This is a genomic window from Sphaerisporangium sp. NPDC005289, assembly GCF_040607455.1.
Lineage (GTDB): Bacteria > Actinomycetota > Actinomycetes > Streptosporangiales > Streptosporangiaceae > Sphaerisporangium > Sphaerisporangium rhizosphaerae.
In genome coordinates this window covers 35,563-50,250 of record NZ_JBEXGS010000023.1, presented here as the reverse complement: position 1 = coordinate 50,250, position 14,688 = coordinate 35,563, and the positions used below count along the sequence as shown (strand labels likewise).

At 73.7% G+C, this 14,688-nt stretch carries 11 protein-coding genes; 2 read left to right on the top strand and 9 right to left on the bottom strand.

What is annotated here, in order from left to right; translation table 11 throughout:
• Positions 1-72: 72 nt before the first annotated feature.
• Positions 73-738 carry a TetR/AcrR family transcriptional regulator gene (locus ABZT47_RS31335; protein WP_354850099.1) on the bottom strand — a complete coding sequence of 222 codons (666 nt, stop codon included), beginning with the start codon at positions 736-738 and terminating at the stop codon, positions 73-75.
• 52 nt (positions 739-790) lie between these two features.
• On the opposite strand from ABZT47_RS31335, the gene ABZT47_RS31330 reads away from it, so the two are divergent.
• Positions 791-1,609: an ABC transporter ATP-binding protein gene (locus tag ABZT47_RS31330; RefSeq protein WP_354850096.1), complete on the top strand. Its 819-nt coding sequence runs from the start codon at positions 791-793 to the stop codon at positions 1,607-1,609.
• A 3-nt stretch (positions 1,610-1,612) separates the two neighbouring features.
• Entirely contained in the window at positions 1,613-2,368 is a 756-nt protein-coding gene (locus ABZT47_RS31325) for an ABC transporter permease (RefSeq protein ID WP_354850093.1), read from the top strand.
• Positions 2,369-2,764: 396 nt separating this feature from the next.
• Here the strand turns inward: ABZT47_RS31325 and ABZT47_RS31320 are convergent, their stop codons facing one another.
• The 8 genes from ABZT47_RS31320 to ABZT47_RS31285 form a co-directional block, all read right to left on the bottom strand.
• Entirely contained in the window at positions 2,765-7,861 is a 5,097-nt protein-coding gene (locus ABZT47_RS31320) for a type I polyketide synthase (protein ID WP_354850090.1), read from the bottom strand.
• Positions 7,862-7,911: 50 nt separating this feature from the next.
• Positions 7,912-9,672, bottom strand: coding sequence for a fatty acyl-AMP ligase (locus tag ABZT47_RS31315; RefSeq protein WP_354850087.1), 1,761 nt, complete (start codon positions 9,670-9,672; stop codon positions 7,912-7,914).
• 88 nt (positions 9,673-9,760) lie between these two features.
• Positions 9,761-10,507 (bottom strand): 4'-phosphopantetheinyl transferase superfamily protein, encoded by a 747-nt coding sequence (locus tag ABZT47_RS31310; protein WP_354850085.1) that lies wholly within the window; start codon positions 10,505-10,507, stop codon positions 9,761-9,763.
• Positions 10,498-11,253 (bottom strand): thioesterase domain-containing protein, encoded by a 756-nt coding sequence (locus tag ABZT47_RS31305; RefSeq protein ID WP_354850082.1) that lies wholly within the window; start codon positions 11,251-11,253, stop codon positions 10,498-10,500. The genes ABZT47_RS31310 and ABZT47_RS31305 overlap by 10 nt, the downstream gene beginning before the upstream one ends.
• 19 nt (positions 11,254-11,272) lie before the next feature.
• Positions 11,273-12,325, bottom strand: a complete 1,053-nt coding sequence (locus tag ABZT47_RS31300; RefSeq protein WP_354850079.1) for an HAD-IIIC family phosphatase — start codon at positions 12,323-12,325, stop codon at positions 11,273-11,275.
• The gene (locus tag ABZT47_RS31295) at positions 12,318-13,478 is read right to left on the bottom strand and encodes an acyl-CoA dehydrogenase family protein (protein WP_354850076.1); all 1,161 of its coding nucleotides are present in this window, start codon (positions 13,476-13,478) and stop codon (positions 12,318-12,320) included. Before ABZT47_RS31295 ends, ABZT47_RS31300 begins: the two co-directional genes overlap by 8 nt.
• 14 nt (positions 13,479-13,492) lie before the next feature.
• Complete coding sequence (locus ABZT47_RS31290) at positions 13,493-13,738, bottom strand: acyl carrier protein (protein WP_354850073.1); 246 nt, start codon at positions 13,736-13,738, stop codon at positions 13,493-13,495.
• A gap of 86 nt (positions 13,739-13,824) precedes the next feature.
• Entirely contained in the window at positions 13,825-14,676 is an 852-nt protein-coding gene (locus tag ABZT47_RS31285; protein ID WP_354850070.1) for a 3-hydroxyacyl-CoA dehydrogenase NAD-binding domain-containing protein, read from the bottom strand.
• Positions 14,677-14,688: the final 12 nt, after the last annotated feature.

The window sequence follows — 14,688 nt, the reverse complement described above, 5'->3', positions numbered from 1 at the left end:
GCCGCTACGACGACGGCCCGATGCCCGGCCCTGGTGACCGGCCCTGGTGACCGGCCCTGGTGACCGGCTCGGTCACGGCTTGCCGATCGGCTGCCGGCGGCGCTGATCGCGGGCGGCCAGTCCGGCCACGATGTCGAGGAGACCGTCGAGGTCGGCCCGGTACTCGGCGTCCCAGTCCACCGGGGCGTCCAGATGCCCGGCCAGCAGCTGATGGCCGGGCAGCAGGTCGGGCTCCAACTGGGCGCGGCGGCCGCGGGTGTCCAGCGTGCCCTCGGAGAACCGGCCGCCGACCTCCGAGATCGCGTACCCGATGAGGAAGGTGCTGATCATCCGCTCCATTCTGGGCACCTGCGCCGGTTCGACACCGGCGCGCAGCAGCGCGTCGAACAGCAGGTCGATGACCATGATCGCGGACGGGCTCACGGCCGGACGGGTGAACAGCAGCGGGAAGACGGAGGGATGCCGGCGCGCCACGGAACGGACCTCGGCGGCCAGATGCAGGATCGTCTCCCTCCAGCCGAGATCGGCCGCCGGCCGTGAGATCTCGGCGAGCATGCGGCCGATGATGGCGTCCAGCAGCTCGTCCTTGTTGCGGAAGTACCCGTAGAGCGCCATCGGCGTCAGCCCGATGCGGGCGGCGACCGCGCGCATGGACACCGCCTTGACGCCCTGCTCGGCCGCGACGAGCAGGGCGGCGTCGACGATCTCGGCACGGCGCGAGTCCTTGAGCTTCCGCATCGTCTCAGTCTACACTGTAGATTACTCTACGGCGTAGACTGAGGAGGCCTCGATGCTCCGAGCGGTCGGCCTGACCAAGCGCTACGGCGATGTACGCGCCCTCGACGGGTTCACGCTCGACGTGGCGCCGGGTGAGATCGCCGGCCTGGTCGGGCACAACGGCGCCGGCAAGACGACCTTCGTGGACATCGTCTGCGGGCTCGTCCGCGCCGACGCCGGCACGGTGACGATCGGCGGCCGGACGCCACGCGCCGCCCGGGGCGATCTGGGGGTCGCCCCGCAGCACATCGCGCTCTACCCCGGTGCGACCGCCCGGGAGCATCTCGTGCTCTACGGCCGGTTGGCCGGGTTGCGCCGGGCGGCACTCGCGGCCGCGACGGACGAGGTCGTCGAAGCGATGCTGCTCACCGACCTCCTCGACCGGCGCGCGGGGCTGCTGTCCGGCGGGCAGCAGCGGCGAATCCAGGCCGCGATCGCGCTCCTGCACCGGCCCGGCCTCCTCCTGCTCGACGAGCCCACCGCCGGTGCCGACCCGCAGACACGGCAATCGCTGCTGGCCGCCGTGCGGCGGCGCGCCGCCGCGGGCGCCGCGGTCGTGTACACCACGCACTACCTGCCCGAACTCGCCGACCTCGGCGCCACCCTCGCGGTCGCGCGGAGGGGACGGATCATCGCCCGCGGGACCAGCGAGGAACTGCTCAGCGGCCTGACCGACGAGGTTCGCGTGCACATCGACGACAAGGAGCTCCGGATGCGCACCAACGACGCCGCCAAGACCCTGGTCGATCTGCTGAGCCGGCCCCACGGCTCGGTGCACGGCATCGACATACGCAAGGCCTCCATCGACGACCTCTACCGGTCGCTGGCGTGACCGATGCTCACCGAATCCCTCTACCGCGTCCTCGCCGTCGCGCGGATCAACTGGACCCTGCGGCTGCGCGACCCCGGCCAGTTCATCAGCTACCTGCTGATGCCGATGATCCTCATGCTCGTGTTCAAGCCCGTCTACAACCGGGCGTTCTCCAGCGGCACCCTGCAGGTGACGACCGGAATGCTGGTGATCTTCTCGACGCTGGCGCTGGCCATCGTCGGCACGGCGACGCTCACGGAACGCACCTGGCACACCTGGGACCGGCTGCGATCCACCCGCGTCACCACCGCCGAGCTGCTGCTCGGCAAGGGGCTGCCGGTCTTCCTGGTCCTGCTCGCGCAGCAGACGATCCTGCTGACCTACGGCATGCTGGTGATCGGGGTGCGCCCGGCCGGGAACACGTGGCTGGTGGCGCTCGCGGTGGCCGTCTGGGGCACGACCCTGCTCGCCATCGGCACCGCGATCGCGGCCACGGTCCGCAGCCACGGCGAGTTGAGCGCGATCTGTGACATCGGCGGGTTGACCCTGACCACGCTGGGCGGCGCGTTCGTCCCCGTCGAGATGTTCCCCGGGTGGTTGCGGGCGGTGGCGCCGCTGTCGCCGGGGTACTGGGCCCTGTCCATGCTGCAGGCCGCGCTGCGCGGGAACGTGCCGGGGACGCTGCTTCCCGCCGCCGTGCTGCTGACGGCCGGCCTCGCCGCCGGGGCCTACGCCATCTGGCGCCTGAGCCGCGGCCTCGGCCGCACCACGGTGCTCTGAACTTCCCGCCCCCAAATGCCCGGCCCCGCAGGACCACGGCCACCCGGAGACCGGGAGGCCGTGGCGCCCCACAGACCGGCAGGCCGCGGCGATCCGGAAGTCCGGCGACCCGGAGGTCGTGGCGACTCGCAGGCCGGCAGGCCGTAACAACGCGGAGGCCCGGAGGCCCAGAGCAACCCGGGAGCCGAGAGGCCGTAGCAACCCGGAAGCCAAGAGGCCAGAAGGCTGTGGCGACCCGCGGGCCACGAGACCGTAGCGCCCCGCAGGTCAGGAGACCGTCGCGGCCCGGAGGCCGGGAACCGGCCATCGGGAGGTCGGGACGGCTCGGCCGGATGTGGTGCCGGTTCCCGGAGGGCGGGCGCGCCGGACGGCGCCCGGGCGGGCCGCCACGGTCGCTCAGCGCCTCCTGGCGCGCAGACTCTGCCTGCGGCGGTCGACGCGGGCCTGCCGGTCCGCGCCCGGCTCGGCGTCCTCGATCGCCGTCTCCATCGCCGTCTCAATCGCCGTCGCCGGCGCCGTCGCCGTCTCTGTCTCCGGCGCCGTCTGCGGCGCCGTCTCTGTCTGCGGCGCCGTCTCTGTCTCCTGCGTGGTGGCGTCGGCGAACGCGGCGGGCCGCGAGGCCCGGCGCGGGTCCTCCGAGGTGTACCGGAGGCTCCGGCCGACGAGCTCGGTGAAGTCCTGGGTGGACACGACCAGATGCGGCTCGCCGATGCGCAGCGCCTCGAGCATCGCCCGCCAGCCCTGCTCCGGCCCGATGCCGAAGACGGCCCGCCGCCTGGCGGAGACCTCCCCCGCCTCGGGGGCGTGCCCGTTCAGGCCATCGGCACAGAGGGACGAGACCCACTCGCCCCAGCCGATCGAGACGACTCGGGTGCCGGGCAGCGGCCTGGCATAGGCGAAGGCGTCGAGGCAGGCGCTGGCCGCGCAGGAGCCGAGCCGGCTCGCACCGCCGCCGGTGGCCGCATCGCCGCCGGTGGCCGCGTCGGTCGAGGAGAACAGGACCACGAACCCGACCTGCTCGCCAGTCAGCTCCCGCAGCAGCGTCCGGGTACCCGCCACCTTCGGCGCCAGCACCTCGTCGATGCCGTGGGCGGTCGCGCACCCGGCCATGCCCGCGCCGGACACCCCCGCACCCGTACTCTCCACACCCACGCCTGACACGCCCGCACTCCCCGCACCTGCGCCCGACATGCCTGCGCCCGACACGCCTGCGCCCGACATGCCTGCGCCCGACATGCCTGCGCCGGACACGCCTGCGGCGTGCAGGACCCCGTCGAGGCCGCCATGGCGCTTCTTGGCCAGGTCGACGGCCTGGCGCACCACGGTGCGGTCGGCGACGTCGCCGCTGACGACGATCACCTCCGCGCCCAGGCGCTCCAGTTCGAGCACCTCGCGCAGACGACGCCGCAGGGACGGGGCGGCGGCCTCGTCGCCCAGCACGACCGGCCACCGAGCCCGCGGCGGCAGAGGAGTTCTGCCGAGCAGGACCAGCTTGGCGGCGTACTCCCCGGCAAGGCGACGCGCCAGTGCCATGCCGACGGCGCCCAGGCCACCGGTGATCAGGTAGACGCCACCGCGACGCAGCCCAGGCACCAGCGGGGCGCCGTCCAGGACGGCCGGGCGTGGTGCGGGGTCGTACGACGGCGTCCAGCGCCGTCCCTCGCGCAGCGCCACGACCCGGTCGGTGGGTTCGCCGAGGAGCTCGTCGACGAGGTGCGTCAGCACGTCGGCGGTCGGCCGCCCGATGTCGATCAGTCGCCCTTCGGCGCCCGGATGCTCCACCGGCAGCAGCCGGCACGCGCCGACCGCGGTGGCCTGCTCGGGTCGCATGCGCGCGGCGTCGGCGGGGAGCACGTACTGCGAGCCGGTGGTCACGACATCGAACCGCCAGGGGAAGCCGAGGTCGCCGTAAGCTCGCGCCAGCCCGACGAGGGTGTGCAGGCCGTACCGCACGGCACGCTCGGCCGGATCCCCGGCCCGGTCCCCAGCCCCGTCCTCGGCCCGGTCCTCTGCCGGAATCTCGACCAGGTCCTCGGCTGGGTGCTCGACCGAATCCTCGGCCAAGCCCACAACCGGGTGCTCGGCCCGGTCCTTGGCGGGGCCCTTGGTCGTGGCCTCGCCGGGCGTTTCGAGGTGCCACAGGTGGACCACCCGGGTGGGCAGGCGCCCGGCCGCCTTGAGGGTGCCGAGCAGCGCCCGCGCGTCTTCGGGCATGCCGGGCCGGATGGTGAAGCCGTCCTCGCTCTCGGCGTATCGGGCGCCGGGCGAGACCAGGACGTGCGAGGCGCCGAGCGCGCCGAGGCGGGCGGTGAGGACGTCGGTGACCGGCTCCGCGCCCGGTGCGGTGAGCACGAGCCAGACGCCGTCGATCGGCGCGGGCCGCCGAGGCGCGGTCTGCCGCCAGACGGGAAGGTGGAACCACTGGTCCTCCGGCAGCAGTGGCAGAGCCTCCGGTTCGTCCTTCCGCGAGGCGAGGTCGCCCGCTGCCGGACCGATGGCCGCCGGCTCGATGAGGGGGTCGCGCCGCGCCTCCAGCCAGAACGGCCGGCGTTCGAAGGGGTAGGTCGGCAGCGGCACCCGCCTGGGCAGCGCCACCCCGTCCGGCAGCGCCACACCGCGCTGCCCCTGTGCCGCTCCGGCCTGGCCCTGCGCCATGCCGCTCTGGTCCGGGGACGTCGCGGCGCGGCCGTTGTAGGTGAGCCAGTCGACGTGGGCGCCGGTGAGCCATATCCGGCCGAGGGCCTCGGCGAGCACCTCGTCGTCGGGCCGGTCATCTCCGACCGAAGGCTGCGTCGGCACGATGAGGGGCCGGCGGTCCGGCCCGCACGCCGGGTGGGCGCCCACCATGGCGCCCAGCGACCGGCCGGGTCCGATCTCCACGAAAGCGGTGTCGGGGTCGGACAGCGCCGCGGCCACCGCGTCGGCGAAGCGGACAGGGGCGCACATGTGCGCGGCCCAGTACCCGGGGTCGGTGACCAGGCCTGCGGTGGCGAGGGCGCCGGTGAGGTTCGACAGGTAGGGCAGAGCCGGCGGGCGCGGCGTCACCGAAGCGGTGACCCACGCGGTGAGCTCGTCGCGGACGCCGGCGAGCATCCGGGAGTGGAACGCGTGGGTGGCGGGCAGGTCGCGGCAGGCCACTCCCCGTCCGGTCAGTTCCCGGGCCAGCCTCGCGACCGCATCAGGCGCGCCCGCGACCACGACCTGGTCTCCGTGGTCGGCGGCGAGGTCGACACCTCGCGCTGCGAGGTCGGGGACAAGGCCGCGCAGCCGGGCCTCGCCGGCCGCGACGGCGAGCATGGCGCCGGCCGGACATGCCGCGATCAGGCGCGCCCGGTAGGCCACCAATCGCAGCGCGTCGGGCAGGGACAGCACGCCGGACAGGCAGGCGGCCACGTACTCGCCGACGCCGTGGCCGATCATGGTGCTGGGCGTGACGCCCCAGTGCATGAGCGTGCGGGCCAGCGCGTACCCGGCGACGAACGCGGCGGACTCGGCCACCTCGATCTCGCGCGGCAGTGCCGCACGCGGGTCCTGTGCCTCGATCTCGCAGGGCAGTGCCGCACATGGGTCCTGCGCCTCGATGTCGCGCGGCAGCGCTGTGGGCGGGTGCTGGTCCGGCTCGGTCTCGTGCGGAGCTTGCGACGGGGCCGGGAGGCCGGGTGGGGACGTCGGCGTGAGCAGCAGCGCCCGGATGTCGTCGGCGAGCGGCTCGCCGAGCAGCGCGCGGCATTCGTCGACGTGCGCGCGGAACACCGGTTCGGTCGCGTAGAGGCCGGCGACCATGCCGGGGAACCGCTCCCCCACCCCGGCGATGAGGAAGGTGACCGGGCGGGCGCGCCAGGTCTCCTGACGGGTGCGGGCCGGGGCTCCGCCAGCGGGCTCGCCGCGCAGCAGGGCCGCGGCCTGCGCGGTCGACGCCGCGACCAGGACCCGCCTGTGGTCGAACACCCGGCGTCCGGCCTGCAGTGTGAACGCGACGTCGGCCAGGCGCGGGGCCCGCTCGTCCAGGTGCCGGGCCAGCCGGGCACAGGACTGCTCGAGCGCGGCCTGCGAGCGGGCCGACACCGGAAGCACGTGGTGGCGGCGCGGCCCCGGCGGGCGCTCGGGAACCGGCGGGGGCTCCTGCACGACGACGTGGGCGTTGGTGCCGCCCGTGCCGAGGCTGTTGACGCAGGCGATGCGCGGCCGGCCGTCCGTCCGCGGCCACGGCACCGGCTCGGCGCTGACCCGGAACGGGCCGCCCGCGAAGTCGATCGTCGGATTGGGGGTGCGGAAGTGCAGGGTCGGCGGGATGAGCTCCTCGCGCAGCGCCATGACGACCTTGATGAGCCCGGTGACGCCGGAGGCCCGGTCGAGGTGCCCGACGTTGGGCTTCACCGAGCCGAGCACGCAGCCCCGCTCCCGCGCGGCCTCGCCGAACGCCCGGTTCAGCGCCGCCACCTCGATCGGGTCGCCGAGCTCGGTGGCGGCCCCGTGGGCCTCGACGTAGCCGATCTCGTCGCCGCGCACGCCCGCGCCGGCCAGCGCGGCCGAGACCGCCGCGGCCTGCCCGGCCATGCTCGGCGCGGCGAACCCGAACCTCATCGTGCCGTCGTTGTTCACGGCCGAGCCGCGGATGAGCGCCAGCACCGTGTCACCGTCGGCGAGCGCCGCCCGTGCCGGCCTGAGCAGCACCACCGCCACCCCGTCGCCGTACATGGTGCCGCGGGCGCCGGCGTCGAAGGTGCGCACCCGCCCGTCCGGAGAGGCGAGGCCGCCGGGCGCGTACAGGTGCCCCACCCTGTCCGGCACCCGCACCGAAACCCCGCCGGCCAGGGCCAGCTCGCAGTCACCGGCGCGCAGCGCCTGGCAGGCCAGGTGCACCGCGACCAGCGACGTCGAGCAGAACGTCTGCACCGAGACGCTGGGCCCGGTCAGGTTCAGCTTGTAGGACACCATGGTGGACAGCGCGTCCTTGTCGTTGCCGGTGACCACCTCGAAGGAACCGGCGCCCAGGTCCCGCTCGAACTGGGCGCCGCGCTCCAGCATGTAGGTGCTCAGGTTGGCCCCGGCGAAGACGCCGACCCGGCCGCGCGTCTCGGGGTCGGGGTGACCGGCGACCTCCAGCGCCTCCCAGGCGCATTCGAGGAACAGCCGCTGCTGCGGATCGGCGATGGTGGCCTCGCGTGAGCTGTACCGGAAGAACGCGGCGTCGAACCCGCGCACGTCGTCGAGCACCGGGCGGGCGGGCACGTACGCCGGGTCGTCGGCCAGGGCCAGGGGGACGCCGCTCGCAAGCAGCTCCTCCCGGCCGAACCGGCGGATCGACTCGGTCCCGGAGGCGATGTTCGCCCAGAACTCCGCCACGTCGCGGGCTCCGGGAAACCGGCCGGACATGCCGATGACCGCGATGTCGGTGTCCCGGACCTGGTCACCGGCGCCGACCACGGTGACGGGGTCGGCGCCGGTCTCGATCTCGGCGCCGGTCTCGGTGTCTGTGTCGGTGGCTGCCATGGTGCCTTGACCTCCAGGAGTGTCGGTCGCCGGTCGCACGGGCGGCGGCGTCACCGCCGGGCGGCGCCGACCGGCTCGGGCTCGGGCAGCAGGGCCAGCAGCCGCGGCGGCAGGTCCTCGTGCACCGGGTTGAGGTCCCGCGCCAGGAACATGTCCCGGCAGGCGCGCCGGCGGACCTTGCCGCTGGTGGTGCGCGGCACGCCGGAGGCGATCAGGACGATGCCGGGCATGGACAGGTCGAACGTCCGCACGATCGCCTGGCGCATCTGCAGCGCGAGTTCCCGCGCGGGCAGGCCGCGTAGCTGAGGGACGCTGGTCTCCTGCACGATCACGACGTGCTCGGGGTCGGCGCCGACCGCGAACGCCGCGCCGATCCTGCCCCGCAGCGCCGGGTGCACCGACTCGACGAGCTGCTCGACGTCCTGCGGGTAGATGTTGCGGCCGTTGACGATGATGACGTCCTTGAGCCGGCCGGTGACGTAGAGGTCGCCGTCCAGCAGGAAGCCCAGGTCCCCGGTGCGCAGGAACGGGCCTTCGCCGTCCGCGGTGTGCGCCCCGAAGGTCTCGCGCGTCTCGCCGGGCTTGTTCCAGTAGCCCCGGGCGATGCTGGCGCCGCGCGTCCAGATCTCGCCGACGACGCGTTCGGCGAGCACCCGCCGCGTCCGCGGGTCGACGATGCGCACCTGCTGTTCGATCGGCCTGCCGCTGCTGACCAGGACCGTGCCGGCCCCGGCGGTGACCGGCACGATGTGGTGACGGGTCAGCGCCTCCCGGTCCACCTCGCAGGTGAGGGCGGCGCGCCCGTGGGGGGTCGCGGTGACCGCGAGCGTCGCCTCGGCCAGGCCGAAGCCGGGCTTGACGGCGTCGGGGCGCAGTCCCGCCGCCGCGAAGCGCCGGGTGAAGTCCGCCACCGTCCGCCCGCGGATCGGCTCGGCGCCGTTGATACAGGTGTGCAGCGTCCTGAGGTCGAGTTCGCGCAGTTGCTCGTCGGTGACGCGGCGCAGGCACAGGTCGTAGGCGAAGTTCGGGGCGAAGGTGTTGGTGGCGCGGTGCCGGGTCATCGCCTGCAGCCAGTGCGCCGGCCGTTTGATGAAGTGGGTGGGGGTCATCAGCACCGAGTCGCCGCCGGCGAACAACGGCGCGAGCAGGCCGCCCATCAGGCCCATGTCGTGGAAGTGCGGCAGCCAGCTGACCATGACCGTGCCGTCGTCCATGGCGCAGGCCGTCGTCAGCTCCCGCTCGTTGGCCAGCAGGTTGGCGTGGGTGACGATCACGCCCTTGGGTTCGCTGGTGGAGCCGGAGGTGTACTGCAGGAACGCGACGGTGCCGGGTCCGACGCCCTCGGGCATGCGCCACCGGGCGGCGTCGCCCAGCGGTGCGGCGTCGGTGACGAGGCAGTCGAGCGCGTCGAAGCGGCCGTCCTCGCGCAGCAGTTCGGTGACCCCCGGCGCGCTCTGCTCGGCGGTGAGCACCAGGCGCACGTCGGCGTCGATCATGATGCCCGAGATGCGCTTCATGCTGCGGCCGTCGTGCGGCAGCGGCGCGGGCACCGGGATCATGCCCGCGTACAGGGCGCCGAGGAACGCGATGAGGAACTCGGCGCCGTTCGCGTAGACCAGCAGCACCCGGCTGCCGACGGCCAGCCGCCGGGCCAGCCCGTCGGCGATCTGCCTGGCCCGCTCGTCGACCTGGCGGTAGCTGGTGCGCTCCTCCACCACTCCGCCGGCGGTCTCCCGGACGACCGTGTAGTGGCGCCGGTCGGCGTAGCGCTCCAGCATCGCTCGGACATGGTGGACAAAGCTCGTGGACATCGGCTTCTCCTTGTCGCGGGAGCCCAGGCCCGGCCCGCGTGCGGCCGGCAGGGCCGGAAGTCGTCTTAGGCGTACCGGTCGGAACGGTTCAGGGTCGTCCATCGCTCACCCTCCATCGCGTGGTTGTGCCTCGGCGTCGCGCGTCCGGTGTCCCGAGGCCCGGTGTCGCCGGGCACAGCACCACCGCGGCGGCGCATCCGGCCGCGACGTCCAGCGGCCACAGCCGGCCCGCCGAGCGCGGGTCCGCGCCCAGGCGCACGGAGCCGGGACGCACCACGACGTCGCGCAGCCGGGCGATGCCGACGCCCAGGGCCTTGAGGTAGGCCTCCTTGGCCGTCCACAGGCGCAGGAACCGGTCGGCGCGGTCTTCGTCCCGGGCGGCGGCGACCCGGTCGGCCTCCACCGCCGGGAACATGGACCGCGCGACCGCGGCGTAGTCGACCAGTGCCGAGCCGTGCTCGACGTCGACGCCGACGCGTCCCGTGCCGCGCCACAGGGCGATCAGCGCGACGTCGCCGCTGTGGGAGAGGTTGAAGTCGAGCGGGCGGGCGCCGGGACGGGCGCGCGGCGCGAGGCGTGGACGGCCCGTCTCGGAGGTGGCCAGCCGCACCGCCCGGGGGTGCAGGCGGCAGGCCTGGCCGAGCACGGTGCGCAGCGCGGCGCGCGCCACCGTGTACCGGTGCCGGTCCCCGGCCTGGGCGAAGCGCCCGGCGCTCGCCTGCTCGTCCGGGCTGAGCAGCGCCCAGGCGCGCCGGCGCGCGGCCACGTCCTGGTCCAGCGGCACCCGCCACAGGCGCAGGCCCTGGACCGGTGGTGGCAGGACGGTCAGCTCCACGGCGCGAGCTCCTCGGCGATCAGGGCGTGTACCCGCGTGGCCTGTTCCAGCACGGCGAAGTGGCCGCCGTGCAGCGTGTGCAGGCGGAACTCCGCGCCGGTGCGCGCACCCCAGGCGGCGACGTCGGCGACCGAGGCGCGGGCGTCGGCGGTGGCGGCGAACGCGGTGATCGGCACCTCCAGCGGCGCGTGCGGGGCGTAGTGGTGGCTCTCGTTGACGGCGAAGTCGGCGCGCAGCACCGGCGCCATCAGCGCGAGCACCTTCCGGTCGCCGAGCAGCTCCGGCGGGGTGCCGCCGAGCAGGCTCAGCAGGCCGGCCAGCTCGTCGAGGGAGGCGCCGGCCAGGCGGGGAAGGGTCTCGGCGAGCTGCGGGGCCTTGCGTCCGGACACGAACAGCCGCGCCGGCGGCGGGCAGCCCCGCCCGATCAGCTCCCGCACCAGTTCGTAGGCCAGCAGCGCGCCGAGGCTGTGCCCGAACACGGCGTACGGGCGGCTCAGCGTGGGCGCGACCTCGCCGGCCAGGTCCCGCACCAGCGCCCGGCAGTCCCGGTAGGGCCGCTCCCCCAGCCGGGTCTCCCGTCCGGGCGGCTGCACCGGCACCGCGCCGATCCAGGCCGGCAGCCCCGCGCCCCACCGCCGGTACGCCGAGGCGCCCGCCCCGGCGTGCGGCAGGCACAGCAACCGCAGTCGTGCCCCGGCGGCCACCGGACCGGGCAGCCATCTGCTGGTCCCGAGGTGTACGGACACCGTCGCGTCTCCCGTCCGGTCAGTCGGTGAGCAGGCGGACATAGGACGGCGGGGGCGGGATGGCGCCGAGGTCGGCCCGCAGCGTCACGTGCCGGCCGTCGCGGCCGAGCTCGTGGAACCCGGCGAACGCGTAGGCGATCTGCATCATCCGGTTGCGGCCGGTCTCGACCAGGTCGGCGTGCAGTTCCACGCCGGCGTCGCGGGCCCGGCGCAGCAGGTGGTTGAGCACGATCGTGCCGACGCCGCGTGACATCACCCGGCACGACATCAGCAGCAGGCGCAGGTGCCAGATCTTCTCCGAGGTCTCGACGAGGACCAGCCCGATCTTGCCGTAGGAGCCGAACCGGTCGTCGAGGGTGACGACGTACAGCAGATGGTCATCGGAGGTGCGCAGCTTGTCGAGGTCGTCGTAGGAGTAGGTGCGGCCGGTGGAGTTGAGCTGGTTGGTGCGGACGGTCAGCTCCTCGGCGCGCTGGAGATCGTCGCGCGCGGCGGTCTCGATGCGCACGACGAGGTCGAGCTGGGCAAGGAACTCCTCGCCGGTGCCGACGAAGCGCTCCTCCTCGTCGTCGCGGCTGATCTGGCCGAGGTACATCTCGCGGCGCAGGCGCGACTCGGCGGTGACGAACCGGGGCCGGAACTCCGGCGTCCGCAGCGCCCCGGCGAGGCCGGCCGGATCCACGCAGAGGACCTGCGGGCAGGCCGCGGCCACCTCGGCCCGCTCGAACTCCTGGTCGTCGACGAAGGCGATCGCGTCGAGCCCGATGTTGAGCTTCTTGGCGATCTGCCGGACCGAGTGCGACTTGGCGTTCCATCCGATCTGCGGGTACAGGAACCTGTCGGCGAGGCCGGCCTTCTCGACCTGTTCCCAGGCCGCCTCGTGCTCGTTCTTGCTGGCGATGGAGTGCAGGATGCCGAGCCCGTCGAGCGCGTGGATCGCCTCGGCGACCTCCGGCTTCACCCTCACCGCGCCGTCCTCCAGCAGCACGCCGTCCCACAGCGTGTGGTCCAGGTCCCAGACCACGCACTTGATCCGGCCGCGGCGCTTCTCCTCGGACAGTTCGTCACCCATGAGCGACCTCCCTGTATGCGTCGGCGGCGATCGTGATCCGCTGGATCTCGTTGCTGCCCTCGATGATCTCCATGACCTTGGCGTCGCGGAACAGCCGCTCCACGGGGTGTCCCGGGGCGCAGCCGGCGGCGCCGTGGATCTGCACGGCCTCGGCGGCGTGCCGGGCGGCGGCGACGGAGGCGAAGTACTTCGCGACCCAGGTGGCCATGATCGTGCCCGCGTCGCCGCGGTCCTTGAGCCGCCCGGCCTCCTCGTACAGCAGCCGCGCGGCCCGGGTGTCGGTGACCATGTCGGACAACTTCGCCCTGATGAGCTGCAGGTCGCACAGCGGTCCCGAGCTCACTTCGCGCTGGGCGCTGTAGCGGGCGCAGGCGTCCAGGCAGGCTTGCAGGATGCCGACCGACCCGGCGGCCACGCTGTAGCGGCCCAGGTCCAGCACGCCGGTCATGACCATGCCGGCGGCGAAGCCGTCCGGGCCGACCAGGGCGTCGGGCCCGGCCTGCGCGCCGTCGAAGGTGATCTCGGCGAGCATGCTGCCACGGGTGCCGAGCATGCCGTGGATCGGGGTGACGGTCACGCCCGGCGCGTCGCGCGGCACCAGGAACGCTCCGATGCCGCCGCCGGTCCGCGCGAACACCAGGAACAGGCCGGCGCGCTGCCCTCCGGTGATCCACCTCTTGACGCCGTCGATGACCCAGCCCCGCGCTCCGCGGGTGGCCCGGGTGGTCAGGTTCGCGGCGTCGCTGCCTGCGCCCGGCTCGGACAGGCAGAAGGCGCCCAGCACCGTTCCGGCGGCGAACCGCGGCAGCCACCGCTCCCTTTGCTCGGGGCCGCCGAAGCGCAGCACGGCCCAGGACACCATCCCGTGCACGGTCAGCAGGCTGCGCACCGACGAGCAGGCACGGCCCACCTCCTCATGGACGTGGCCCACGGTCAGCATCGAGGCTCCCCGGCCGCCGTACTCGACCGGCAGGAACGGCGCCCACAATCCCGCGGCGCCGATCCGGTCGAGCGTCTCCCGCGGGACGCGGCCGTCCTGGTCGAACCGGCCGGCCAGCGGCGCCAGGTGGGTCTGCGCGAAGCGCCGTGCCGCGGCCCGGTCCACGGCGGGGCCCAGGTCGAGGGCGGCGGGCTCGGTCAGCGACGAGGTCATCGCCGTGCCCGCCGTCAGACCATCGCCGTCTGGCGACGGACCAGCGCGGCGATCGAGTCGATGGTGCGGAAGTTGTCCAGGCGCAGCTCCTGGTTGGGCACCGTGAAGCCGAACGTCTGCTCCACGAACATGACCAGCTCCATCGCGAACAGCGAGTTCACGAACCCGAGCGAGAAGATGTCCTGGTCGTGGGCGAACTCCACCTGCGGGTAGCGCTGGTGGACGAAGGCGGCGATGGTCGTGGTGTCGTGGTCGGACATGATGTCCCTCCCCGGTGGTGGTTTGCGGCCGCACCGGACTGTGCGGCCGGACTGAGGGGCGCGGCCGGACCGGACCGTGCGGCCGGTCAGGCGGAGGCCCCGTAGTCGTAGAACCCGCGGCCGGACTTGCGTCCGTGCAGACCGGCGTCGGTCATGGTGCGCAGCAGCGGGCAGGGCCGGTACTTGCCGTCGTTGTAGTGGGCGTACAGCACCTCTACGCTGTAGAGGATGGTGTCGACGCCGATCAGGTCGGCGGTCTCCAGCGGGCCCATCGGGTGGCCGAAGCAACTGCGGAAGACCTCGTCCACGGCCTCGGCGGTGGCGACGCCCTCGTGCACGAGGAATGCGGCCTCGTTCACGGTCAGCATCAGCACCCGGTTGGAGATGAAGCCGCAGGCGTCCTTGACGTCGACCGCCTTCTTGCCCATCGCGCCCAGCAGCTCGCGGGTGCGCCGCACGGTCTCGGCCGAGGTGTGGTGGCCCGGGATGAGCTCCACCGCCGGCTTCATCGGCACCGGGTTCATGAAGTGCACGCCGATCACCTGGTCCGGCCGGCCGGTCACCGACGCCACCTTCGTGATCGGCAGCGCGGAGGTGTTGACCACGAACACGGTCTCCGGTTTGCAGATCTGGTCCATCTCCCGGTAGAGCTCGCGCTTGAGCTCCCAGTTCTCCGTGATGTTCTCGATCACGAAGTCGGCCTCGGCCAGGGCCTCGGGACCCACGGCGGTGGTGATCGACGCGAGCACGGCGGCGGCGTCCACGGCCGGCCCGCCGAGCAGCCGGCTCATCCGCGCCTGCGTCTCGATCTTCCGCAACGCCGTGGCGAGCACCTGCCGGTCCTTGTCGATGAGGACCACCTGGTGCCCGGTCTGGGCCAGGTTCTGCGCCACGCCGGTGCCCATCACACCGGCTCCGGCGACACCGATCACGCTCATGGTCGACGTTCT